The organism is Sphingomonas sp. CFBP9019, from assembly GCF_034045155.1.
GTDB lineage: Bacteria > Pseudomonadota > Alphaproteobacteria > Sphingomonadales > Sphingomonadaceae > Sphingomonas > Sphingomonas aerolata.
On record NZ_JAXCWK010000002.1, the window covers coordinates 13,859 to 36,939 of the forward strand.

Genomic DNA, 23,081 nt, shown 5'->3' on the forward strand with positions numbered 1-23,081 from the left:
GTATCATAGGCAATGCCGCTAGTCTCTCGAACTAAGGAGAGAGATATGCTGGATGCACCGCAGAAAGATGCGCCCCTGATCGACGATCGCTTGCTTGTCCGCGATCGAGAGGGCGACGTCGCCTTGTTGGCGGGTCGCGATCGCATGACGGGCGCGATCGCCTTTCCGCTACCCGATGACGAGGACCGTTTTGAAACGGTAACCTTGCCCCGCGAAGGCCGTTTGTGGTCGTGGACGGTGCAGCGCTTCCGTCCCAAGTCGCCGCCCTATGCGGGGCCCGAAGCGTTCGAACCCTATGCGGTCGGCTATGTGGCTCTGGGTGAAGCATTGATCGTCGAGGGTCGGTTGACCGGCGCACCGATCGACCAGTTCGCGATCGACATGCCGATGACGCTGGTGGCGCAGGCCTTTACGCGAATGGATGGCGAGGTTCGTACGACCTTCGCTTTCGCGCCAACGGGGATCGCGGCATGAGCGACGTCTTCATCGTCGGTGCTGGCATCCACCCGTTCGGCCGTACGCCGGGGCGCAGCGGCTTGCAGCAGGGGGCGTTCGCGGTGCGCGCGGCACTCGCCGAGGCGGGTCTTGCCTGGCCCGACGTGCAGTTCGCGTATGGTGGATCGGATGCTGCGGGCAAAGCCGACACGATGGTCTCCGATCTGGGACTGACCGGCTTGCAGTTCATCAACGTGTCGAACGGGTGCGCGACCGGCGGCTCGGCGATGTTCGGCGCGTATACGACGATCAAGTCAGGCGAATTCGACCTGGGTATCGCCGTCGGCTTCGACAAGCATCCGCGCGGTGCCTTCGATCCGAAGCCTGCCGATTGGGGCCTGCCCGAATGGTATGGCGAGACTGGCCTGATGCTGACCACGCAGTTCTTCGCGATGAAGATCCAGCGGTACATGGCAGCTTACGGCATTACGCCACCGACGCTCGCGGCGGTCGCCGAGAAGGCGTTCGCAAATGGTGCGCTGACCGAGCATGCATGGCGGCGCGAACCGGTCGATGCGGACATGATCCTGCAATCGACGATGGTGAGCGATCCACTGACCAAGTTCATGTTCTGCTCGCCCGGCGAAGGCGCGGTCGCTCTGATCTTTGCCAGTGGCAAGCGCGCACGCGAACTGGGATTGCCGATGGTGCGGCTTCGTGCGGCCGCGGTCCGAAGCCGACCGCCGGGGTCGTTCGAGGTCTTTTCGCCGGCGCTGGCAATCGATCGTGGGCCATCGCCCACCGAGATCGCCTCGCGCGCCGCATATGAGATGGCCGGGGTCGGTCCTGCCGATATCAGCGTCGCGCAGTTGCAGGATACCGAAAGCGGCGCAGAGATCATGCACATGGCCGAGAACGGTTTCTGCGCCGACGGCGAGCAGGAACGATGGCTAGCCGAGGGACGCACGCGGATCGGCGGTGCGCTGCCGGTCAACACCGATGGCGGTTGCCTCGCGTGCGGGGAGCCGGTCGGCGCCTCGGGGTTGCGGCAGGTGTACGAGAATTACCGCCAGCTGACCGGCCAGGCCGGCGCGCGGCAGGTGCCGGGCAGCCCCCGGTTGGGCTATAGTCACGTCTATGGCGCCCCCGGCGTCTCGGGCGTCGCGATCGTGGAGCGCGCGTGATGGATCTTTCGCTATCCCCGGAACAGCAGGCTTTCCGTACGGAGGTGCGGTCGTTTCTGCAGGACGCGCTGACGCCGGCGATGCGGCAGGGCGCAACCCTGACGTCGGGCGTGTTCGCCGAACCCGATGTGTATCTCGCGTGGCAGGCGGCGTTGAACGCCAAGGGCTGGCTAGTCTATTTCTGGCCTAAGACAGCGGGTGGTCCGGGATGGGATGCCGTGCGCCGCTGGATATTCGAGACCGAATGCACGGCCGCGGGCGCACCGATCCTGCCCGGTATGGGACTGAAGCTGGTCGGGCCTGTCCTGTATACCTATGGCAGCGATGAGCAGCAGGAGCGGTTTCTGCCCGCATTGCGCAGCGGCGAGCACATCTGGGCGCAGGGCTTTTCGGAACCGGGGTCAGGCTCGGACCTCGCCTCGCTTCGCACGCGCGCGGTGCGCGAAGGCGACGATTATGTCGTTTCGGGTCAGAAGATCTGGACCACGCAGGCGCAATTCGCGAACTGGATGTTCGCGCTGGTACGCACCGACGCCACCGTCAAGGCGCAGCGCGGCATCTCGTTCCTGCTGATCGACATGGCATCGCCCGGTGTTACCGTCCGACCGATCCTGAGCGCATCGGGAGACCATGAACTCAACGAGGTCTTTCTCGAAGACGTCCGTGTCCCCGTCGCGAACCTGGTCGGCGAGGAAGGGCAGGGGTGGACGATCGCCAAGTTCCTGCTCGAGAACGAGCGCGGTGGTACCGGCTATGCGCCGCAACTGCTGGCCGATCTCGACCGTCTGACACGCGCCACGACGCTGACCGGCGAACTTGCGGATCGCGCCGTACGGCTGCGGCTGGAGGCGGAAGCGCTCGAGATGACCGAGTTGCGCACGTTGCTGGAGATCGAGCAGGGCAATCCACCGCATGCGCGTAGCCTCGCGGTGAAACTCATCGCCTCCGAAGTGCGCCAGGGGATCGAGGGTCTTGCGATCGACGCGTTCGGCATGGCGAGCTTGCAACTCCCCGCCGAACGCCCGTTCCACGCCGCCGACGCGCCCGCACTGGTCGGTCCGCCCGAGGCCGGCTTGGCCGCCGCACGCTATCTCAATGCGCGGGCGTGGTCGATCTTCGGCGGCACCAGCGAAATCCAGCTCACCATCATTGCCAAGGCCGCCGTCGGCCTCTGACCATCGAAGGACCATTTTCATGCCAGAAGCTTTCATCGTATCCGCGAAACGTACTCCCGGTGGCCGTCGCAATGGCAGGCTTGCAGGGATTCACCCTGCCGACCTGGGTGCGACGATACTCGACGCCATCATCGCCGAGACCGGTGTCGATCCAGCGACGATCGACGACGTCATCATCGGCTGCGTCAGCCAGATCGGCGAGCAGACCTTCGCACTTGGCCGTAACGTCGTCCTTGCGTCGTCACTGCCCGACAGCGTGCCTGCCGTTACGATCGATCGTCAATGCGGCAGCTCGCAGCAGGCGCTGCACTTCGCGGCTCAAGCGGTGATGTCTGGCACGCAGGATCTGGTGATCGCCGGCGGCGTCGAGAGCATGTCCCGCGTCCATATGGGATCGCCCGTGGCGCTGGCCGCCAAGGCCGGCATGGGTGGCAGTCCCTTCTCGGCGAAGATCCTGGAACGCTACGGCGTCGAGGGCTTCAGCCAGTTCACCGGTGCACAGATGATCGCCGACAAATACGGTTTCGACCGCGCTGCGATGGACGCCTATGCGCTGGAAAGCCACCGCAAGGCGGTAGCCGCTCGCGCGTCCGGCGCCTTCGCTGCCGAGATCGTTCCGGTCACGACGATCGATGTGGATGGCAAATCGGTCGTGCATGATCATGACGAGGGCGTACGTGCCGACGCGTCGCTCGAGTCGATCGGTTCGGTCAAGCTCTTGAGCGAGAAGGGCACCTTGTCCGCGGCGACCGCCAGCCAGATCTGCGACGGTGCCAGCGGTGTCCTCGTCGCCTCCGCCGAAGCGGTTCGGACGCATGGCTTGACGCCGCTCGCGCGCATCCACAACCTCACCGTGACGGCGGGCGATCCGGTCATCATGCTGGAGGAGCCTATCTCCGCGACCCGTCGTGCGCTGCAGCGTGCGGGCATGACGCTGGATCAGATCGACCTGTTCGAGGTGAACGAGGCATTCGCATCAATCCCGATGGCGTGGCTGTCCGCGCTCGGTGCCGATCCAGCACGGCTCAACGTGAATGGCGGTGCCATCGCCCTTGGCCATCCGCTGGGTGCGACGGGCACGAAGCTGATGGCGACTCTCGTTCATGCGCTGCATGCGCGCGGTGGGCGGTACGGTTTGCAGACGATGTGCGAGGGCGGGGGCATTGCCAACGTCACGATCGTGGAGCGGGTGTGACATGAACATCACCCCCAGCGAGGAACAGGTCCTGTTGCGCGATACCGTCGGCCGTTTTCTGGCGGATCGGACGGACTCCGCGACGGCGGGCGAGGGGCCGATCTTGCAGGACGACTGGCGTGCGCTGGACGAACTGGGACTGTTCGGCTTCCTGTTGCCCGAAGCAGCGGGTGGCCTGGGCGGCGGTCCGCAGGACGTGATGATCGTTGCGGAAGAATTCGGTCGCGCGCTTGCGATCACGCCACTAGCCGAGGGGATCGTCGGCGCCGCGGATGCGATCGCCCGTGGGGGCGACGCCGCGGCGATCGAGACATGGGTAGCACCGGCGATGACGGGCGATCACGTGCTCGCTGTCGCGGTGGCCGATGTCTCGAACGATGGCCCGCGGCTGACGGGACGTGCGGATTTTGTATTGTCCGCAGTCGATGCAGCCGCACTGGTCGTGATAGGCGACGGTGCGACCTGGCTCGTCGAACGCGACGCCGAGGGGCTTTCGATCGACCCGGTGCGGCTGATCGACGGATCGGCTGCCGGCATGATGCGGTTTGACGGCACGCCCGCTCTGGCCCTGACGCAAGGGGACGGCGATACGACCCTGGCAATGATTCGCCTTTGCCACGTGGCCGAATTGGTGGGGGCAATGTCCACGCTGTACGAGCAGACCGTGGAGTATGTGCGCCAGCGCCAGCAGTTCGGCGTCGCGATCGGCACCTTTCAGGTCGTTCAGCACAAGTTGGCGCGGATGTTCGTCGCGCTTGAACAGGCGCGATCGCTCATGCTGAAAGCGGCGATCGTCGACCGCGATGATGCCGGGTTCGTGCGTGGCGTGCTGGGCGCCAAGGCCTATGTCGCGGACGCCGCACAGCGGCTTGCCGAGGAGGCGGTGCACCTTCACGGCGGCATGGGCGTGACCGACGAACTTCCAGTCGGACGCGGCCTGCGCCGGGTCATTCTATTGGCACGTGTATTCGGCAGTGCCAGTGAGGCGCGCGTGGCGCTCGCGGCGTGACGTTCAACCGCAAATGGACTTTGGCCAAGCGGCCCGACGGGCGCGTCGCGACGAGCGATTTTGCCATGCTGACCGAGCCGTTCACGCCTCCCGCGCTGGACGAAGGCGAAGTGTTGGTCCGCAACCATATCTTCGCTGTGGCTCCGACGATCCGCAACTGGCTGAACGCCGGCCCCGCAAGCTATCGCGGCTCGATCCCGATCGGCGGCACGATCGCCGGCATGACAGCCTGTGAGGTCGTGCAGTCGAACCATCCGGATCATCCCGTTGGCACCCGGATGGTCGCGATGGCGCGGTGGGAGGACTGGAGCGTGCTGCGTCCGGATACAGCGCCCGTTCCGCCGTTTCCGATACCTGCCGACGTGACACTCATCGAGGCGCTTGGCCTGTATTCACCGAACAGCCTGACGGCCTATTTCGGGTTGCTGGACATCGGACGGCCTCTGGCGGGCGAAACCGTCGTCGTGTCAGGCGCGGCAGGATCGGTTGGCTCGCTGGTGTGCCAGATCGCGGGGATAGTAGGCTGTCGCGTGATCGGTATCGCAGGGGGGCCCGACAAATGTCGCAAGCTGGTCGAAGAACTCGGTGCGACGGCAGCGATCGACTATCGCAACGATGACGTTCCGGCCCGCTTGGCTGAACTGTGCCCCGGCGGCATCGACGTGTTCTTCGACAATGTCGGTGGCGAGCAACTCGAGGCTGCGGCGAACGCGATGGCCGATTTTGGCCGTATCGTCTTGTGTGGGCAAATATCATCCTACGACCGGGCGGGCGGCGCTCCAGGGCCGCGAGACATGATGAAGCTGGTCTATGGCCGCATTCGCATGGAAGGGTTCGTAGTCGGTGATTTCGTCGGTCGCGCTGCTGTTGCGCGCGCGAAGTTGCGGGATTGGGCTGACGAGGGCCGGCTCACCGTCCGCGTCGACCAGCGCGCCGGGTTCGAGCGTCTGCCCGAAGCGTTCGTCGCACTGTTTGACGGAGGTAATGACGGGACGCTGCTGGTCACGGCGTGACGCGTCAGCCCGCGGTCTGGCCGCCGTCGATCGTCACCTCCGCACCCGTGATATAGGCGGCGGCGTCGCTTGCGAGAAAGACGATAGCGTCGGCGACTTCCTCCGCAGTCCCCGCGCGACCGAGCGGGATGTCCGCCAATCGCCTGGCAGACGCAGCGGGATCGTTGAATACCGCACGCGATAGCGGGGTGTCGATCAGGCCGGGATTGACCGTATTGACGCGCACGCCGTTGCCGAGCGCCGCGAACTCCAACGCGGCCGCCTTGCCGAACATGCGCGCCGCACCTTTTGCCGCGCTATACGAACCCGATCCCGGCCCCGAAGTCATGCCCCGGATCGACGCGACGTTGACGATCGCACCGGATCCCGACGCGTCAAGCATCGGCAGCACCGCGCGCGTGCCGAGGAACAGTGCGTCGACATTGACCGCGCGGATCTCGCGCCACTCGGCAAGGCTGGTATCGGCGAGCATACGGAAATGACCCCGCCCGGCGTTGTTGATCAGGACGTCCAACCCGCCGGCCGTGGCGATGCGACTGGCGGCGTCCGCCCAGTCATCTTCGTTCGTGACGTCGAGCACGATGGCACGATCGCGGCGGGCAAGGGGGAGATCACCGCACGCAGACGCGAGCGCGCGTTCGTCTCGGTCGGCGAGCCATACATCGGCCCCGTGCTCGAGGAAGCGACCCGCGGTAGCGAGGCCGATACCCATTGCCGCACCGGATATCAGTACAGAGCGGCCGACGAAGCTCATCCCGCCGACGTGACCGCCAATCCGGCATCCTTGCGGCTCATGTCGACGATGCTCTCGAAATGGGGGTTCGTCCGGGACAGGATCGCATCGGCACGCGCGCGGATTGCGGGATCGAACGCGTCGGTCGTCGTCGCGTAGAAGCGGTTTTGTCGGATCGCGTCGAAGGCGATGGTGGCGGTCTGTTCGGCAGTAAGTGCGCCGCGATAGAGATCGTCGCGCATCGCTTCCAGAGCGGCGGACTCGCTGGGCGGACCATCTGGCCCCGCCAACGCTTGCGGACGAGACCGCTCGGCATCGTAGATCCGCGTCGCTACCAGGCCGGGCAGAAGCAGCGTGACACCGATCGCAGCCTCCATTTCCTGCAAGCCCGCATACAGGGCCTCGGTCGCGCGGACCACGGCGTGCTTCGCCGCGCCATAACAGGCCGATCCCGACCCGCTGACCAGCCCGGCGACCGACGCCGTGTTCATGATATGCGCAGGCGCTTCCGCCGCCAATAGACGGGGCACGAACACGCGCATGCCGTTCAATACGCCCCCCAAATTAACGCCGAGCGACCATTGCCAGTCGTTTTCGGTATATTCCCACACACGTCGATGACGCCCACCAGGCACGATCCCGGCGTTGTTGCAGAGCACGCCGACACGGCCGAACCGGGCCTCCGCAGCATCGGCGAGCGCGGTGACGTCGGCTTCGGACGACACGTCGCAACGCAGCGCGATCGCACGATCGGCTCCGATCTCGTCGGCGACCGCCTGCGCATCTTCGACCGCGATATCCGCGAGCACGACGTTCATGCCCAATGTCGCTGCATGGCGCGCAAGTGCAGCGCCGATTCCGCTGCCGCCACCCGTAATGACAGCACAGCCGTTCGACCAATCGCTCATTTTGCCAAATCCTTTTTGTAATAGCGGGCGGCGAGAAGGAAGCATGACCCTGCGAAGATTCCGACGAAGGACATCGCCGCCATCGCATAGCGCAACGACTGGTCGCCCATGCCGATGACGTCGCTCAGGACGCCCGTCAGCCATGGTCCAAGACCGAGCCCGATGAGATTGACCGACAGCAACAGGATCGACGACGTGAATGCCCGCATCGATGCCGGCACCAGCGTCTGGGTCATCGCGATGATCGGCGCGTAGTAGAAGAACAGCAGCATGACCGTCATCGCACACGCGATCAGCGATACCGTGGTCGATGGCGACAACAGCTGGACGAGTGCGGCAGGCGTGACCGCGATCAGAGCAATCCCGGTCAATACCGGCCGGAGATGAGGCTTGTCGGCCCCGATACGATCGGTCAGCCACCCTCCCAGGAAAATACCGATTGCGCCGCCAAGACCTGTCATCAGCGACAGCGCAGTTGCGACGTCACCAAGCGCCATGCCGTGCAGCCGCGTATAGAATGGCGCGTTCCAGTTGAGCGCAACACTGAGCACGACGTTGTTCAGCGCGCCACCGGCGAACAGCAGCAAAAGGCTCGGCCGTCGCGCCATCAGCGCCAGCCCGTCGCGCCACGGCATGGCGTCGGGGGCGGGCCCGGCATCGTAGCGCCCGCGAACCGGTTCCCGGAGCATCATCAGGACGATCGGTGCCAGCACGACGCCGATCCCTCCGATAATCCACAAAGCGGCCCGCCAGTCGATCGCCTGGGCGAGCCAGCCGCCCGACAGATACCCCAGCATGACCCCAATCGGGAGTGCGAGCCCCCAGATACCGAGCGCCGTCGCCCGGCGCTCCGGCGGATAATAGTCGGCAATCATCGAATGGCTTGCGGGAATGCTGCCTGCCTCTCCCAGCGCCACGCCAATGCGAAAGAAAACTAGCATGGCAAAGCTGCCAGCGAACCCGCTTACCGCAGTCATCGCGCTCCACAGCAACAACGATCCCGCAATCACGATCCTGCGACTGTACCGATCGGCCAGCCGCGCGATCGGCACGCCGAGCGTGGAATAGAACAGGGCGAACGTCAGCCCGGTCAACGCGCCGAGCTGAGCATCGCTGAGGGACAGGTCGCGCTTGATCGGCACCTGCAAGATCGAGATCACCGTCCGATCGAGATAGTTGAACACCGACACCACGATCAGCACCAACAATGCGATCCGTCGTGATGCCGTCGTCGGGGTATCTGCGGCCTGTCCCATCATATCATTTCCCATATCGTATCGTCAGGGTCGCACCGATCGTTCGCGGTGCGCCGACGGTGATCCGTTCAACGTCAAGGTTGCCCAAGCCACCTGCAGCGGCAACTTCGGCGCGCGACACATGATAGAAGTTATACTGGAGACCGTTGGTGGCATATTGCTTGTCAAACAGATTGCGCGCCCAGACACGGATATCCCAGTCGGCGGCGGCCGGTTTGAAAGTCAAAGAAGTATTGGCAACATTCTTGCGCTCGGTCAGTCGTACTGCGGGCTGGCCAAGTCCGGTTGAGGTAACCTGAAACGGGCTGGCGAACTTCGTATCAAAGTGAAAGATCACCGAAGCGCCGCTCGCAAGATCGGCAGTATAATCGAGAAGGGCAGTGAAATCATGCTTCGGCGTGAATGGAGCCTGGTTCCCGGTACAATTCAAACCTGCTGCAGTGCATCCGGCGAAACTTGCATAAAAAGCGTCGGTGTAAGCATAATTGGCGCCAATCGACAGGTTGGACGTCGGACGTACCACTGCCTCGACCTCGACGCCGCGAGACCGAAGCTTCCCTGCATTCGAGTCTTGAAACACGCCGTCCACCTGTGACCGCACTTGGAGATTGGCCGTGTCGGCGTGGAAGGCAGCGATATTGATGGTGAGCGCACGATTGAAGAGATCGGTCTTTGTGCCGACCTCATAGCTCCACGTCGTTTGGGCGCGCAGCGGAGTAGCAGCAGCCAGCGGCGTTCGGACGTTGAACGACCAGCCGCCACCCTGAAAGCCCCGCGACGCCGATGCGTAAAACAGGCTGCCACGGAATGGGTGATACTCCGCGATGACGCGCGGGGTCCAACCTTTCCAGCTGTCGACCGCATCGTCATTGGCCGGCAGTTGCTGGAAGTAAGGACCGCCCTGGAACGGAGACGATCCGATATGCTGCGTGTAGCCCGTTTTGCGCTCGTAGCTGTAACGAAGGCCGGCGGTCAGCGACAATTTGCCCGTGAACTTGTATTTTCCCTCGGCATACGGTCCGAAGCTGCGATTCTCGATCTGTCCCTCGAACGTCTGACCTGGCGTATATCGACCCGCATTGAGGACCGAGAAGAAGAGGTTCGGATCGCGACCGTCGAAACCGAACGTGATCTTGTGGTTCAAGTCCTCATAGCCGAAATATGCGCCCGCGACGAAATCGAAGGGGCCGCCAAGGTCTGATGTGAACCGGAATTCCTGACTTACCTGCCACTCGTCGTTCGTGTTGAGTGAAGGAAAGTTGACGGGGTTCGGGCCTCCATCGGCGTCTTCGGCAAGCCTCGACTTCAGGTATCGGTATCCCGTGATCGAACTGATCTGTCCGATGGCGGTCTCGTAACTCGCATTGAGCAACGCGGTGCCGATCGTACGCCGCGTGAACCCATCGTCATCGAGAAGCACTTTGTGAAGATTGCCGTTCGTTCGTTCTTGTACCGATGCCGCCAGGGCGCCGTCGCCGACTATGGTAGGGCCATCGCCGGACCCAACGCGGCGTAGGTAGGAGCCGCTCGCGACGATGTTCCATTTCTCGTTGGGCCGCCAGCGAACAGACGCCCGATAGGAAGATACCTTGTTATTCGCGAGGTAGTTGTCGGTGATCAAATTGTGCTGATATCCGCCAACCGACTTCACGCTGTAAGCGAAACGTCCGGCGAGAGTTTCCGATATCGGTACGTTGATGAATCCGTCAGCCTCCAACCCGCCGCGTCCGCCTTTATAGGTCACTCCAGTCAACGTCGCGCGGCCGCTGCTGACGCCAATCTCGGCCATGTTGTTGGTGACGACGAGTGCGCCGCCCACGGCATTGCGACCGAAGGTCGTTCCTTGCGGTCCGCGAAGTATCGACACCTGGGAGACGTCATAGAGATTGGCGTCGAACGACGCGAGCGTCCCGTAGAATATGTCGTCGATATACACCCCGACCGGACTTTCCAAACCGGGTGAATCGTTGATGGTACCCTGACCTCGGATTTGTACCGTAACGACCGATGTACCTTTGACCGGTACGAAGGTGGGGCCAGGTGCGATCTTCACGATCTCGGCGAAATTGTCGACCTTGCGAGCCTGAATTTGCTCTTCCCCCAGCGCGCTGACGGCGATCGGTACATTCTGGAGACGTTCGGACCGCCGCGTCGCGGTGACGATGATGTCGCCGGCGATGCCAGTTGCCGCTGTTGCCTGCGGCGTCGGTACCGCGTCCGTCACGCTGCCGGCCGGGGGGGCTGGCGTAGTCGGAATAACGGGTTCCTGTTCCCCGGGCGTCGTGGTGCCGGCGGCTTGGGAATAAGCCGTCATCGGAGTAAGCAGGGCCAGCGTCGAAACACCTAGCGCCAACGGAATCATCGATCGCGTCATATAATCCTCTCCTTTATATCGTCCGATCTGTTGTCGGATCTGATGGTCGCTTGTTTCGCTCCGTAGTCAGATGGTCGCTGTGACCCGACGGTAGGTTTCGGGCCGCGAAAGGAAGGTCAGCCTGCGCCGGCCTCGCGCGCTGAGTGCCATGCGGCCAAGGCGAGGGGACGGATCCGCTGGATGATTTCGCCTGCATTGGCGGCGGTCTGCACACCGTCTCGCGCGCGCCCGGCGATGCCCTGCAAGATGGCCGCAACCCGGAACAGGTTGAACGCGGTGTAGAAGGGATGCGTGGGGTCGACGTCGAACCCTGTGCGTTCGCAATACGTCCGGGCATAAGCCTCGGGCGTCGGGATACCGAGGGCCGTCAGGTCGGCGCCGCGCAACGTTCCGCGGACATCAACCCCCTCGGGGCGAAACCACTCCATCATGTGATAGGTCAGGTCCCCGAGCGGATCCCCCAACGTCGACAGTTCCCAGTCGATCACCGCCGCGACGCGGGGTTCGGTCGGGTGGATCAGCAAATTGTGGAACGAATAGTCGCCGTGGATGATCGTCGTGCGTTCGTCGCTTGGCGGAATGGCCCCTGGCAGCCACTCGGCCAGCCAGTCCATTTCCGGTATATCGATCGTCCGTGACGCCTCGTATTGGCGCGTCCAGCGTGAGATTTGACGGACGAAATAATTTCCCGGGCGACCATAGTCGGCAAGACCGAGCGCCGCATAATCAACGCGATGAAGTCGGGCGAGCGTGTCGTTTGCGGAATCATACACCGCCGCGCGCTCGGCCGGGGACAATTGCGGCATGCGGGGGTCCCAGAAGCCGCGGCCGGGTACATGTCGCATGACGTAGAACATTGTGCCGATGACATCGAGGTCCTCGCACAGCACCAGCGGTTCGGGAACGGGCAGCCCCGCTTCGAACAGCGCGCGCGTAATGCGATATTCGCGATCCACCGCATGCGCCGACGCGAGCAGGACGCCAGCCGGCTTCCGGCGCAATACATATTTGGCATCCGGAGTCGTCAGCAGGAATGTCGGATTGGACTGGCCGCCCTGAAACTGATCGACGGCCATGGGACCAGAAAACCCAGGTACTGCCCCAACGAGGTAACGCTCCAGCGTCGCCTCGTCGAACTGGGTACCAGGCACGACTGCTTCGGTCTGGCCGATCGTTGCAGCGGGAGCACTCATGCCGCCAACTCCCCACGGTACTTGTCGAATTCCATGCGTGCGAGCTGACGTTCGTGCACTTCGTCGGGGCCGTCGGTCAGACGGACGATGCGGGTGTTCGCCCACAACTCGGCCAATCCGAAATCGTCACTGACGCCTCCACCGCCATGCGCCTGAATGGCATCGTCGACGATTTGCTGCGCCATGCGGGGCGCGGCGATCTTGATCATCGCGATTTCCGCGCGGGCGGCCTTGTTGCCCACGGTGTCCATCATGTCGGCCGCCTTCAGGCATAGGAGGCGCGTCATCTCGATCTCGCAACGCGCGCGCGCGATCCGCTCTTCCCACACCGAATGTTCGGCGATAGCCTTGCCGAACGTATGGCGGGTCAGGAGTCGCCGGCACATCTTTTCGAGCGCCACCTCCATCGTCGCAATGTTGCGCATGGTATGATGGATTCGGCCGGGCCCGAGGCGGCCCTGCGCGATCTCGAAGCCGCGTCCCTCGCCGAGCAGCATGTTGTCGACGGGCACGCGAACGTCCTCGAGCAATACCTCGAAATGGCCGTGCGGCGCGTGATCGTAACCGAATACGGGCAGGTGGCGCAGCAAGGTCACGCCCGGCGTGTCGCGCGGCACCAGGATCATCGATTGCTGTTTATAGGCCGCCGCGTCGGGGTCGGTCTTGCCCATGAGAATGAAGAAGTCGCACTTGGGATGGCCCGCACCGGACGACCACCATTTACGGCCGTTGATGACATACTCATCGCCATCGCGGCGGATCGCGGTCTGTATGTTGCGCGCGTCGGACGAGGCGACGGCGGGTTCGGTCATCAGGAACGCAGACCGCGTGATCCCGTCACGCAGCGGCACCATGAAACGTGCCTTTTGTGCAGGCGTACCATACCGGTGAAGCACCTCGAAATTGCCGGTGTCGGGCGCCATGCAATTGAAGACTTCGCTCGCGAATGACACGCGACCCATCAGCTCCGCGATCGGGGCATAATCGAGGTTCGTCAGCCCGGGACTGGTGAAGAATTCGTCGTCATGCTCCGAAGGGGGCATAAAGAAATTCCACAATCCCTCGTCGCGGGCTTTGGCTTTAAGCTCTTCGAATATTGGCGGAATATCGTTCCAGCGATCGATTTTCGCGGCTTGCTCGTGATAAACAGGAACGGCAGGAATGATATGCTCGTCCATGAATGCGCGGACACGGCCCATCCAGGCCTGCGATCGATCCGAATGCTCGAAATTCATGCGGCTACCCCTGCCTAACAACTAAATCATCACTCAATCGACCGGTCGGTCGTGTACTGATAAAGCTATTCGACCGACCGGTCGGCTGTCAACCGGTCTTGTGGCGCCTGGGGCGGAACATGGACGCGCAAAATCGCCGGGTTCGGCAGATATCGATTAGTGAAATCCATTGACCAATTAGACAGGCGACCGTCCGGTCGGACGGTGCTTAGATACTGACGTTGGAGTATCGGTTAGGCAGGATGGTAATCGCGACCACCGGACCGCCAACCAAGAAAAAAGATTGACGCCCGACCGGACGGTCGACACAATTGGCGGCGAGAGAGGATAGTGTTGATGAGTTCGTCGAACGGGCTGGAAGACGCGGTATTGCTGCGGTCTCACGCCCCTTACACGCTGGCTGGGTATGCGGCCTTTCGCGACGTCATCGATCGGGACGGAGCCGTTCCGGCGCGGTTGAAGGCGTTGTTCGTCGCGGTCACTGCGATCGATCGGCGCTATCCCGATCTTGCTCGCCGCGAACTCGTCCGTGGCGTGGGTCTGGGTCTCACCGTGACGGAGGCGACTGCCGGAATCATCGTCTTGAGCAGCCTGCGCGGTGAAGGTGCGGCGCTGGAATTCGCCGAACTAGTGACCAGGACGATGGCGTTGGGCGAGTTACCGAAACCACAACCGTTACCCGACGCCGCACCTGGCGAAGCAGTCGCCAATTTCGAGGCGTATTTCGGGACGATTCCGCCGCCGCTGGCCCAGTTGCTGCGGCTCGTGCCGCGGGCCGCGGACGCATATTATCTCATGCGTCGCGGCAGCATCCACGCGAACCCGCTGTCGCCCAAGTATGGCGAACTGCTGCTGCTGGCGATCCTCGCGGCCGGGTATAGCCCGATGGCGGCAACGCATGTTCGCGGTGCCCGCCGGGCGGGCGCCAGCGACGAGGAAATCGCCGAAGCGGTGCTCTGCGCGATCCCCGCAGCAGGGGTTGCCGCCTGGATGGCCGTTGGCGCGCTGCTGGAACCGGCAGCGGACTGAACTTTCTACAAGTATTCTCATCACTAAAAACGGAGAGCGACATGGAACTCGAAAAAGACGTCATCCAGTATGAACTGGCGGATAATGGTATCTGCACGATTTGGCTGAACCGGCCTCACAAGCGGAACTGCGTCAGCCCCCAGCTGCTGCGCGAACTCGAGGTCGCGGTCGATCGCGCTGCTGCCGACAAGAAGGCATTGGCCGTGGTGTTTCGCGGACGCGGCAACACGTTCTGCTCTGGTGCCGATCTGGACCAGCTGGTTGGTCCGGTGCTGCACGAGAGCACGGTCTCGCTGCAGCTCGCGATCGATTCGGCGCGGACCTACGACAAGATCTACAACATGTCGAAGCCGACCATCGCTGCAGTCGAAGGCTATGCCGTCGCGGGTGGCTTCGAATTGATGATCTCGTGCGATTTCGCACTGGCTGCATCGGAAGCGAAGATCGGCGATTTCCATATCCGCCGCGCGCTGTTCGGCGGTGCCGGACCGATTTATCGCCTGCCGCGCTACATCGGCATGCGCAAGTCCAAGGAACTGATGCTGACCGGCAAACTGCTGACCGGCGACGAGACGGTCGAGTGGAACCTGTGCAACGCGTCTGCACCCGCCGACAAGTTCGATGCTCTGATCGCCGACTTCTGCGCACCGCTGATCGACAAGAGCCCGTTCTGCATGTGGATGACCAAGATGGCGCTGAACCGCGGCATGGACGCGGACACGAACACGCTCATCACGCTTGAGACGATGACCTGCAACGTCGTCCACCATTCCGCCGATGCGAAGGAAGGCGTCGCCGCGTTCCTAGAGAAGCGCAAGCCGGTCTGGACGGGCAACTAAGGTGACGAAGGTCAGCATGGTCGTGCTCGCAAGCCGTCCCGACGACTGGACGCAGGCGCGTTTCACCGAGTGGTGGCGCGGGCCCCATGCCGGTGCCGCCCGGGTACTGCCTGGTCTCGTCGCGTATCGCCACGGCGTCGTGACGAAGGACTATGACAGTCCCGAAACGCCGGGATGGGACGGGCACGCCGTGCTGACCTTCGCTGATCAGGCGGCGCTCGACGTCGCCTTCGCCTCGCCCGAATGGAAGGCGGCGACTGCCCAGACCCGGGGGATGGGCGGTCGGCGGATCATCCTGATCACAGAGGAGGTCGATCTGCTGGAAGCGCAGGTTCAGTCGAAGGAGTATGGAGATGAGTGAACTCTCTCCTGGCTTTTTGGCTCAAGGCTTTCGACTGGACGGCCAGCGTGCGCTCATCACGGGCGGACGCGGCGCACTGGCAGAGGCGATGGCCGCGACCTTGGCGGATCTGGGCTGCGCCGTAGCACTCGCCTCCCGCAACGGCGACGAATGTGTTGCGTTAGCCAACACGATCACCGAGCGCTTTGGCACGCAGGCGATCGGACTGTCCTGCGATATCTCGGATGAGGACTCCGTCGAGGCCGCCGTGACCGAGACGATCGCTCGACTTGGCGGTCTCGATATCCTCGTCAACAATGCCGGTGCCTCGTGGTGGGGGCTCCCACAGGACATTCCGCTCAAGGGCTGGCGCAAGGTCATGGAGGTGAACGTCACCGGCACGTTCCTCGCTTGTCGGCATGCGGCACCGCACATGATCGCGCATGGCGGTGGTGCGATCGTCAACATCGCCTCGGTCGGCGCCTTCATCTCCTACCGCCCAGCGGATGGCCAGGTCGTGCCGTACACCACGAGCAAGGCGGCTATCGTCCACCTGACGAGTGATCTGGCTGCGCAATGGGCTGAACACGGCATACGCGTGAATGCGATCGCGCCCGGATCGATCGAGACCGGAATGACAGAGACGCTTGATCCCGCGATTCAGGACAAGACCCGGGCACGCATCCTGATGGGGCGCTTCGGACGCCCCGACGAAGTCTCAGGTACGCTGGCCCTGCTTGCCTCCCAGGCCGGCAGTTTCATTACCGGCCAGACTTTCCTCGTGGACGGAGGGCAATCCCTTGGCTGACCTGAGCGCGGATGGACTTGTCTGGTCGGACGACCGGCTGTGGCCGCAGTTCGTGGCGAGGGCCGACGAAGATCCAGCCGCGACGGCTCTGGTCGAGTGCCATGATCGACGATGGACCCGGGGTGAGCTTCGTGCCGAGGCGGAAGCCCTGCAGGTCCGTCTGTGTGCAGCGGGTGTCGGCGCAGGATCGCGCGTGCTGGTCGCCGGGCACAAGCGCGCGAGCACCTTGGTCGTGGCGCTCGCCGTATCGGCGTGCGAGGCGATCTTCTGCCCCTATTCGCCAAAATTGTCCGAAGCCGACCGCACGATGCTAGAGAGCCGGCTTGGCCACGCCGCGCATATCGTCGTGGATACCGACGACGCGATCCGCATCGATCCCGCTCCTTCGACAGTCCGCTCCAATGATTTTCGCAACCGCGACGCCGCGCTGATCGGGTTCACGTCCGGTACGACAGGCGTGCCCAAGGGCGTGATGCACGGGTCGACGGCGTTGAACTACGCGACACGTGCCTGCGCTGCCAATGCCGGCCTGAAGCCAGGAGACTCGATCCTGGGGATCGTACCGCTCGACAGCGCGCCGGGCTTCACGTTCACCGCGCATTTCGCCCTGTCGCTTGGCCACCACCTCGTGCTGATCGATCCATGGGATCCCGTGACAGCGATGCGACGTGCGACCGTTCATGGCTGCGGCTGGGCGATCATGGTGCCGACGCATCTGTATACGATGGTGGAAGCGGCGAAGACGGGCGCGTGGTCGGGGCGATTGCCGCTACGCGCGGTGGCCGTTGGCGGTAGTGCGATGACGCCTGAATTGATCGCCGATGCCGATACTCTGCTGGGCCTGAAAGCACTGCGTATGTTCGGCATGTCGGAATGCATGGGACATTGTTCGACAGTGCCGGCAGACACGCTCGTGCGGCGTCAATCGACCGATGGGCGACCCTTCCCGGGAACGCTCGAGGAAGCCTTCGATCTGCACGGTCGCTCGCTGCCACGCGGTGAGCGTGGACAGGCGGGCGTGCGCGGACCGTCGCTGTTCCTGGGCTATGCCGAGGATCTGGGAGCCGGACAGGAGCGGATGACGCCCGACGGCTATTACCTGACCGGCGACGAGATCGTGCGCGACGATGAGGGCTATGTCCGGGTGGTGGGTCGGATCAAGGACCAGATCATTCGCGGCGGTCTGAACATCGACCCCGCCGAGATCGAAGCCGCACTGCTGCGCCACCCGGCGCTCGCCGAGGTGGCAGTGGTCGGCGTTCCCGAACGCAAGCTTGGCGAGCAGGCTTGCGCAGTCTGTCGGATACGCGATGGGGCGTCGCCGATCAGTTTCGACGAGATGATCGCGCATCTCCAACGCGAAGGAATGTCGCGTAAGAAATGGCCGGAACATCTGGTCCTGGTCGATGAGATGGCGATCGGCGCGACCGGAAAGCTCGATAAGAAGGCCATGGCCGCGCGTGCGGTTGCGGCACTGGTGTCGGCATGATTGGATTTTCGTTCGACCTGACCGGGCGGGTCGCGCTGGTCACCGGGGCCTCATCGGGACTGGGGCGTCGGTTTGCGACCATATTGGCGGCGAGCGGTGCGAAAGTGGTGATCGGTGCGCGGCGTGCCGAACTGCTCGACACGCTTGCGCAGGAGATAGCGGACAATGGCGGCGAAGCGCTGCCGCTGGCGATGGATGTCACCGACGAGGCCTCGATCATCACGGCCTATGACGAAGCCGCAGCACGCTTCGGCCCGGTCGATACGGTCATTGCTAACGCTGGACTGAACGTAGCAGGCAGTTCTCTCGGGCTGGAGGCCGACGCCTTCGACCGGATCGTCGCGGTCAATCTGCGGGGCGTGTTCCTGACGGCACGCGAAGGTGCGCGGCGCATGGTGGCAGCCGGATCGCAGGACCGCGAACATGGTCGCATCACGATAATATCGTCAATCACTGCGCATCAACCGGGGGCGGGCATTGCCCCGTACAGCGCGACAAAGGCTGCCGTCGCCCAGATGGGGCGATCGCTGGCGAAGGATTGGGCACGCAAGGGCATCAACGTCAACGTGCTTTGCCCCGGCTATATTTCCACCGAAATGAACGAAACGCTTTGGGATCAGCCGGCGGGGCAGGGGCTGCTCGCGTCCTTTCCGCGAAAGCGCGTTATGGACAGCGACGCGATTGACGCGATGATCCTGTATTTCTCGTCCGATTCGAGCCGGAACCTGACCGGTTCGGTGATGACGATCGACGACGGGCAGACGCTTTGAGGGTTTGGCATACCAGGGTTGGTCGGCGCGATACCGCGCGTTTCGCCGCTGGACTGGCGCTGGCCTTCCCGGTGAACGGCTACCGCGGCGCCGCAAGTTGCGGGTCGAGCACGTCATGACGCGAGTCACCGATGCCAATCTGGGGACCACGCCGGTACGCCCAGGTTTCGAGCTCGACGAAGGCGCGTTGGACAGGTGGATGCGCGAGCATGTGGCGGACTATCAGGGGCCGCTGATCGTCACGCAGTTTCGCGGTGGGCAATCCAATCCGACTTACCATCTGGCTACGCCGAAACGACGTTACGTCCTGCGTCGCAAGCCGCCCGGGCCGTTGCTGAAGGGCGCTCACGCCGTCGACCGCGAAGCCAGGGTGCTGATCGCCCTCGAGCGTGCCGGCTTTCCGGTGGCGCACGTGCACGGATTGTCGGTGGACGACACGGTGATCGGCACGATGTTCTACGTCATGGACATGGTCGAAGGGCGCGTCGTCTGGGACGCAACTTTTCCTGACGTACCTGCCGAGGAGCGGGCTGCGTATTTCGATGCGATGAATGCGACGATGGCGCAGCTTCACGGGATCGATCCAGGCGCGATCGGGCTCGCGGACTATGGCCGGCCCGGCAATTACTTCGAACGTCAGATCGCGCGGTGGTCGAGCCAGTATCTGTCCGACGATGCTGCGGGGCGGGATCCGTATATGGACCGACTCGTCGAATGGCTGCCTGCGAACATTCCCGTTGACGACGATGCATCGTCCATCGTGCACGGCGACTTCCGCTGCGACAATCTGATCTTTCATCCCAGCGAACCTCGGATTTTGGCGGTGCTCGACTGGGAATTGTCGACACTCGGGCATCCGGGAGCGGACTTCGCCTATCATGCCATGATGTACCGGATGCCGGCACATATTGTAGCTGGACTCGGCGGTGTGGATCCGGCTTTGCTGCGGATCCCGTCGGAAGAGGCTTATCTAAAAGCCTATTGTGCCCGGCGTGGCTTGGCTTCGATGCCCGGATACGACTTCTATATCGCGTTCAACTTCTTTCGCCTCGCCGCGATTTTCCACGGAATAAAGGGCCGTGTGCTGAACGGTACGGCGGCGTCCGCCGAGGCACGCCAGCGCGTCGCGGTGCTGCCCGAATTGATGGCGCTGGCCTGGGCGCAGGCGGAGCGCGCGACGCGTCGCTGATATTTGGAGAGTTGCGTATGTCCGATCCTACCGCATTCCGCTGCGTTGCCGCGCTATTGGCGTTGTCAGCCCCGGCCGCGGCCTTTGCTCAGGTGCCTGCGCGACCTGTTCCCCCCGAACGGACGACACAGCCTGCCACGACGAGCGCTCTGCCAGACGACAGCGCGTTGCCCGCGCCCGATCGCTTCAAGCGGTTCGACGATCTCAGTCTGAAGGGCTGGGCGATTTCGTATCCCAAGGTCGCCGATACGATCCTCGCCGATCATCTGGGCGTTCGTGATGCGCTCGCCGATATCGGCATCGGCATTTCGCCGATAAATACGGCTAATTTCCAGTATGACTTTTTGCAGAACGATCGCGGCTATCGTGGACCACAGCTTTATAACGGTCAGCGGATAACTCGGACCAATACCACGGCCAGCCTCACCGCGACCTATGACCTCGGCCGTATTGGGCTCAAGGGTGGACAGATCGCGACGACATTGAGCATCGTCGACAACAGCTTTCCAGCAGTGAACGGTCCGAAGAAAATCCGGATCGGTCGTCTCCACTATTATCAGGATGTGATCGCCGGGGTGTTGGACTTCAAAGCGGGCTACATCGACAACACGCAGGAGTTCCTCGGGATCAACGTCGGTGGCAATCTGGCAACCGGAAACCTTGGACCGCAGGCGACGATCCCGTTCCAACTCGGTTTGAGTTATGGCGGGTTTGCCGCGCCCGGTATCAACGTCCGGGTACGATCCAAGACCGGCTTCTACAACAAATTCGGTATTCAGCGCAGCTTGCCACCAGGGGGCGCGACAGCGGAAAACGCCGTAAACCCGGGGGGTTTTCGTTTCTCTCCGCCAGGTACTGGCGTCTTATTGATCGACGAAATCGGTTTCAATCGGGCATCGGCGCCCGGCACGAAATCTGCCTGGGTACGGTTCGGCGGCATCCACAATTCGACGCGCTACAATCGTTTCTCGGATGGTGCGCAAAAAGATAATTGGGCCGTTTTCGTCGCTGCCGATCGACAGCTGACGCAGACCGATCCGGCGAAACCCTTTCGCGGAATTTATGCCGGAGCGACATTCAACTATGCGCCACCGGAACAGAACTTCTTCACGCAATATTACGAAGGCCGTGTCTATGGCGTCGGTCTCATCAAAAGCCGTCCGTTCGATCTGGCGTCGTTGGTAACAACGTATAACGTGTATAGTCCGGAGGGACTGCGCGCTCGTGTCCCGATAAACCAATCATTCTACAAAGGTACCTGGGCTGCCACGGCCAGCTACGCCTATCGCGCTGCGGCGGGGATCTATATCCAGCCGGGCTTAGGAGTAACGGTGCATCCGATCTTCAGCCCAAGGTTCGGGCCAGCACTGAACGGCTACCTAAGCCTGATCACGCTGTTCTAGTTACTGACCTTATATACTTTGCGACCGGCCTGGCTAGGCTGAAATGATATCGTCAAAGCTTTGTGTATTGCCATCGTACTAGGATGCTAACGATCAAACTTTGGCAGTATGCACTATCATCTAAAGATGAATGAGTGTCCGAAGTTGGAAAAGGGGCGAGGCCTCCTAAACGTCCGATTGTGATGACGTGGACGGCTCTCCAACCCTCCAGCAGAATGTTCTGCGGAGAGTCGAAGTAGAGCCACGATGGGAAACGTCACAACGATCGGTCTGGATATCGCGAAGAACGTGTTTCAGGTGCACGGAGTGGATGCTGATGGCGCAGCGGTTGTTCGCCAGCGTCTGACGCGTGGGCGGATGTTGAAGTTTTTCGCCAAGCTCCCCCGGTGTCTGATCGGCATTGAGGCGTGTGCGACATCACACTTCTGGGCGCGCGAGCTGGTCGCGCTCGGGCATGACGTGAAGCTGATGCCGGCGCAGTATGTGAAGCCGTACGTCAAGCGAGGCAAGAACGACGCGGCTGATGCCGAGGCGATCTGCGAGGCCGTGACCCGGCCGACCATGCGCTTCGTCGGGATCAAGTCGCCCGAGCAGCAGAGCGCGATGATGCTCCATCGTGTCCGCCTGATCCTCAACCGCCAGCGCACGCAGCTGTCGAACGCGATGCGGGCGCACTTGGCCGAGTTCGGGATTGCAGCGCCGATTGGCAGAAACGGCATCGAGCAGCTCCTCGACGTAATCGCTGATCCTACCGATGAACGCGTACCGGCCGATGCGCGGTTCTGCCTGGAGATGCTGGCAGCCCAGTTGCGCATCGTAAAGGAGCAGATCCTCGAGAACGATCGTCGCATCCTGGCGAGCGCACGCGAGACCGAGCTTGGTCGCCGACTGATGGAGATACCCGGCGTGGGTCCACTGCTCGCCAGCGCCATCGTCGCCACGGTTCCTGACCCCGCGATCTTCCGCTCGGGCCGCAACCTGGCTGCCTGGATAGGCCTCGTGCCGCGGCAGAACTCGAGCGGCGGAAAGGAGCGGCTGGGCAGCATCACGAAGGCGGGCCACCAATACCTGCGTCAGATGCTGATCGTCGGCGCTATGGCAGTCGTGCGCTATGCCGAACGGAACGGGGCTAAGCGGCCCTGGCTTGTGCAACTGCTTGCCAGGCGGAAGACCAAGGTCGCCGCGGTCGCGCTCGCTAACAAGAACGCCCGCATGATCTGGGCGATGATGGCCAGCGGCGAGCGTTATCGCGAGCCGCAGATCGCGTAACAGGATACGGTGCGGACGACCGCACCGGACGAGGTTGGGAAGGGCGGATAGGAGCTAATGCAACAAGCCGGTTGAACCGCCGGATCGGGAAAACCCACAAAGACCCAAGCACCTCGAGTGCGTGTTTGTGATCGGGACCCGAACCGCGCGAATGGCATTATGGCCAGCGGCGCTATGAGCCGCACTAACAGGTCGGACACATGGCCGCACCAACCAGCATTGCAACGCTACTGTT

General features: G+C 62.9%; 21 protein-coding genes. 15 read left to right on the plus strand and 6 right to left on the minus strand.

Annotated elements, in window-relative coordinates; genetic code table 11:
* The first annotated feature begins 45 nt into the window (after positions 1-45).
* The 6 genes from SOM18_RS04185 to SOM18_RS04210 are packed head-to-tail and all read left to right on the plus strand — an operon-like array spanning position 46 to position 6,011.
* Positions 46-474: an OB-fold domain-containing protein gene (locus tag SOM18_RS04185; RefSeq protein ID WP_320481340.1), complete on the plus strand. Its 429-nt coding sequence runs from the start codon at positions 46-48 to the stop codon at positions 472-474.
* Positions 471-1,619, plus strand: a complete 1,149-nt coding sequence (locus SOM18_RS04190; protein ID WP_132898212.1) for a thiolase family protein — start codon at positions 471-473, stop codon at positions 1,617-1,619. The genes SOM18_RS04185 and SOM18_RS04190 overlap by 4 nt, the downstream gene beginning before the upstream one ends.
* Positions 1,619-2,794, plus strand: coding sequence for an acyl-CoA dehydrogenase family protein (locus tag SOM18_RS04195; RefSeq protein WP_320481341.1), 1,176 nt, complete (start codon positions 1,619-1,621; stop codon positions 2,792-2,794). Before SOM18_RS04190 ends, SOM18_RS04195 begins: the two co-directional genes overlap by 1 nt.
* Before the next feature lie 19 nt (positions 2,795-2,813).
* Positions 2,814-3,989 (plus strand): acetyl-CoA C-acetyltransferase, encoded by a 1,176-nt coding sequence (locus tag SOM18_RS04200; RefSeq protein ID WP_192191657.1) that lies wholly within the window; start codon positions 2,814-2,816, stop codon positions 3,987-3,989.
* A gap of 1 nt (position 3,990) precedes the next feature.
* Positions 3,991-4,998: an acyl-CoA dehydrogenase gene (locus SOM18_RS04205; RefSeq protein WP_320481342.1), complete on the plus strand. Its 1,008-nt coding sequence runs from the start codon at positions 3,991-3,993 to the stop codon at positions 4,996-4,998.
* Positions 4,995-6,011, plus strand: coding sequence for an NADP-dependent oxidoreductase (locus tag SOM18_RS04210; protein WP_132898215.1), 1,017 nt, complete (start codon positions 4,995-4,997; stop codon positions 6,009-6,011). Before SOM18_RS04205 ends, SOM18_RS04210 begins: the two co-directional genes overlap by 4 nt.
* A 4-nt stretch (positions 6,012-6,015) precedes the next feature.
* On the opposite strand, the gene SOM18_RS04215 is transcribed toward SOM18_RS04210, so the two are convergent.
* From SOM18_RS04215 to SOM18_RS04240, 6 genes are all read right to left on the minus strand, one after another.
* Complete coding sequence (locus SOM18_RS04215; protein ID WP_320481343.1) at positions 6,016-6,765, minus strand: SDR family NAD(P)-dependent oxidoreductase; 750 nt, start codon at positions 6,763-6,765, stop codon at positions 6,016-6,018.
* A complete protein-coding gene (locus tag SOM18_RS04220) occupies positions 6,762-7,652 on the minus strand; it encodes an SDR family NAD(P)-dependent oxidoreductase (protein ID WP_320481344.1) in 891 nt (296 codons plus the stop codon). Before SOM18_RS04220 ends, SOM18_RS04215 begins: the two co-directional genes overlap by 4 nt.
* On the minus strand, positions 7,649-8,908 hold the full coding sequence (locus tag SOM18_RS04225; protein ID WP_192191670.1) for a spinster family MFS transporter: 1,260 nt from the start codon (positions 8,906-8,908) through the stop codon (positions 7,649-7,651). Before SOM18_RS04225 ends, SOM18_RS04220 begins: the two co-directional genes overlap by 4 nt.
* Before the next feature lie 4 nt (positions 8,909-8,912).
* Positions 8,913-11,282 (minus strand): TonB-dependent receptor, encoded by a 2,370-nt coding sequence (locus SOM18_RS04230; protein WP_320481345.1) that lies wholly within the window; start codon positions 11,280-11,282, stop codon positions 8,913-8,915.
* A 116-nt stretch (positions 11,283-11,398) separates the two neighbouring features.
* Positions 11,399-12,475, minus strand: coding sequence for a phosphotransferase family protein (locus tag SOM18_RS04235; protein WP_320481346.1), 1,077 nt, complete (start codon positions 12,473-12,475; stop codon positions 11,399-11,401).
* Positions 12,472-13,710 (minus strand): acyl-CoA dehydrogenase family protein, encoded by a 1,239-nt coding sequence (locus tag SOM18_RS04240; protein ID WP_082453020.1) that lies wholly within the window; start codon positions 13,708-13,710, stop codon positions 12,472-12,474. Before SOM18_RS04240 ends, SOM18_RS04235 begins: the two co-directional genes overlap by 4 nt.
* A gap of 336 nt (positions 13,711-14,046) precedes the next feature.
* On the opposite strand from SOM18_RS04240, the gene SOM18_RS04245 reads away from it, so the two are divergent.
* The 9 genes from SOM18_RS04245 to SOM18_RS04285 all read left to right on the plus strand — a co-directional run bounded on the left by SOM18_RS04245 (position 14,047) and on the right by SOM18_RS04285 (position 22,846).
* Positions 14,047-14,739, plus strand: coding sequence for a carboxymuconolactone decarboxylase family protein (locus SOM18_RS04245; protein ID WP_320481347.1), 693 nt, complete (start codon positions 14,047-14,049; stop codon positions 14,737-14,739).
* Positions 14,740-14,780: 41 nt separating this feature from the next.
* Positions 14,781-15,578 carry an enoyl-CoA hydratase/isomerase family protein gene (locus SOM18_RS04250; RefSeq protein ID WP_056485440.1) on the plus strand — a complete coding sequence of 266 codons (798 nt, stop codon included), beginning with the start codon at positions 14,781-14,783 and terminating at the stop codon, positions 15,576-15,578.
* 16 nt (positions 15,579-15,594) lie between these two features.
* Entirely contained in the window at positions 15,595-15,939 is a 345-nt protein-coding gene (locus SOM18_RS04255; RefSeq protein WP_056485474.1) for an EthD family reductase, read from the plus strand.
* The gene (locus tag SOM18_RS04260) at positions 15,932-16,726 is read left to right on the plus strand and encodes an SDR family NAD(P)-dependent oxidoreductase (protein ID WP_320481348.1); all 795 of its coding nucleotides are present in this window, start codon (positions 15,932-15,934) and stop codon (positions 16,724-16,726) included. The genes SOM18_RS04255 and SOM18_RS04260 overlap by 8 nt, the downstream gene beginning before the upstream one ends.
* Positions 16,719-18,215 carry a class I adenylate-forming enzyme family protein gene (locus tag SOM18_RS04265; protein ID WP_320481349.1) on the plus strand — a complete coding sequence of 499 codons (1,497 nt, stop codon included), beginning with the start codon at positions 16,719-16,721 and terminating at the stop codon, positions 18,213-18,215. Before SOM18_RS04260 ends, SOM18_RS04265 begins: the two co-directional genes overlap by 8 nt.
* Positions 18,212-18,985 carry an SDR family NAD(P)-dependent oxidoreductase gene (locus SOM18_RS04270; protein WP_320481350.1) on the plus strand — a complete coding sequence of 258 codons (774 nt, stop codon included), beginning with the start codon at positions 18,212-18,214 and terminating at the stop codon, positions 18,983-18,985. The genes SOM18_RS04265 and SOM18_RS04270 overlap by 4 nt, the downstream gene beginning before the upstream one ends.
* A gap of 115 nt (positions 18,986-19,100) precedes the next feature.
* Positions 19,101-20,174: a phosphotransferase gene (locus SOM18_RS04275; protein WP_320481351.1), complete on the plus strand. Its 1,074-nt coding sequence runs from the start codon at positions 19,101-19,103 to the stop codon at positions 20,172-20,174.
* A 17-nt stretch (positions 20,175-20,191) separates the two neighbouring features.
* Positions 20,192-21,577, plus strand: a complete 1,386-nt coding sequence (locus tag SOM18_RS04280; RefSeq protein ID WP_320481352.1) for a carbohydrate porin — start codon at positions 20,192-20,194, stop codon at positions 21,575-21,577.
* A gap of 246 nt (positions 21,578-21,823) precedes the next feature.
* Positions 21,824-22,846 carry an IS110 family transposase gene (locus SOM18_RS04285; RefSeq protein ID WP_320481353.1) on the plus strand — a complete coding sequence of 341 codons (1,023 nt, stop codon included), beginning with the start codon at positions 21,824-21,826 and terminating at the stop codon, positions 22,844-22,846.
* Positions 22,847-23,081 lie beyond the last annotated feature (235 nt).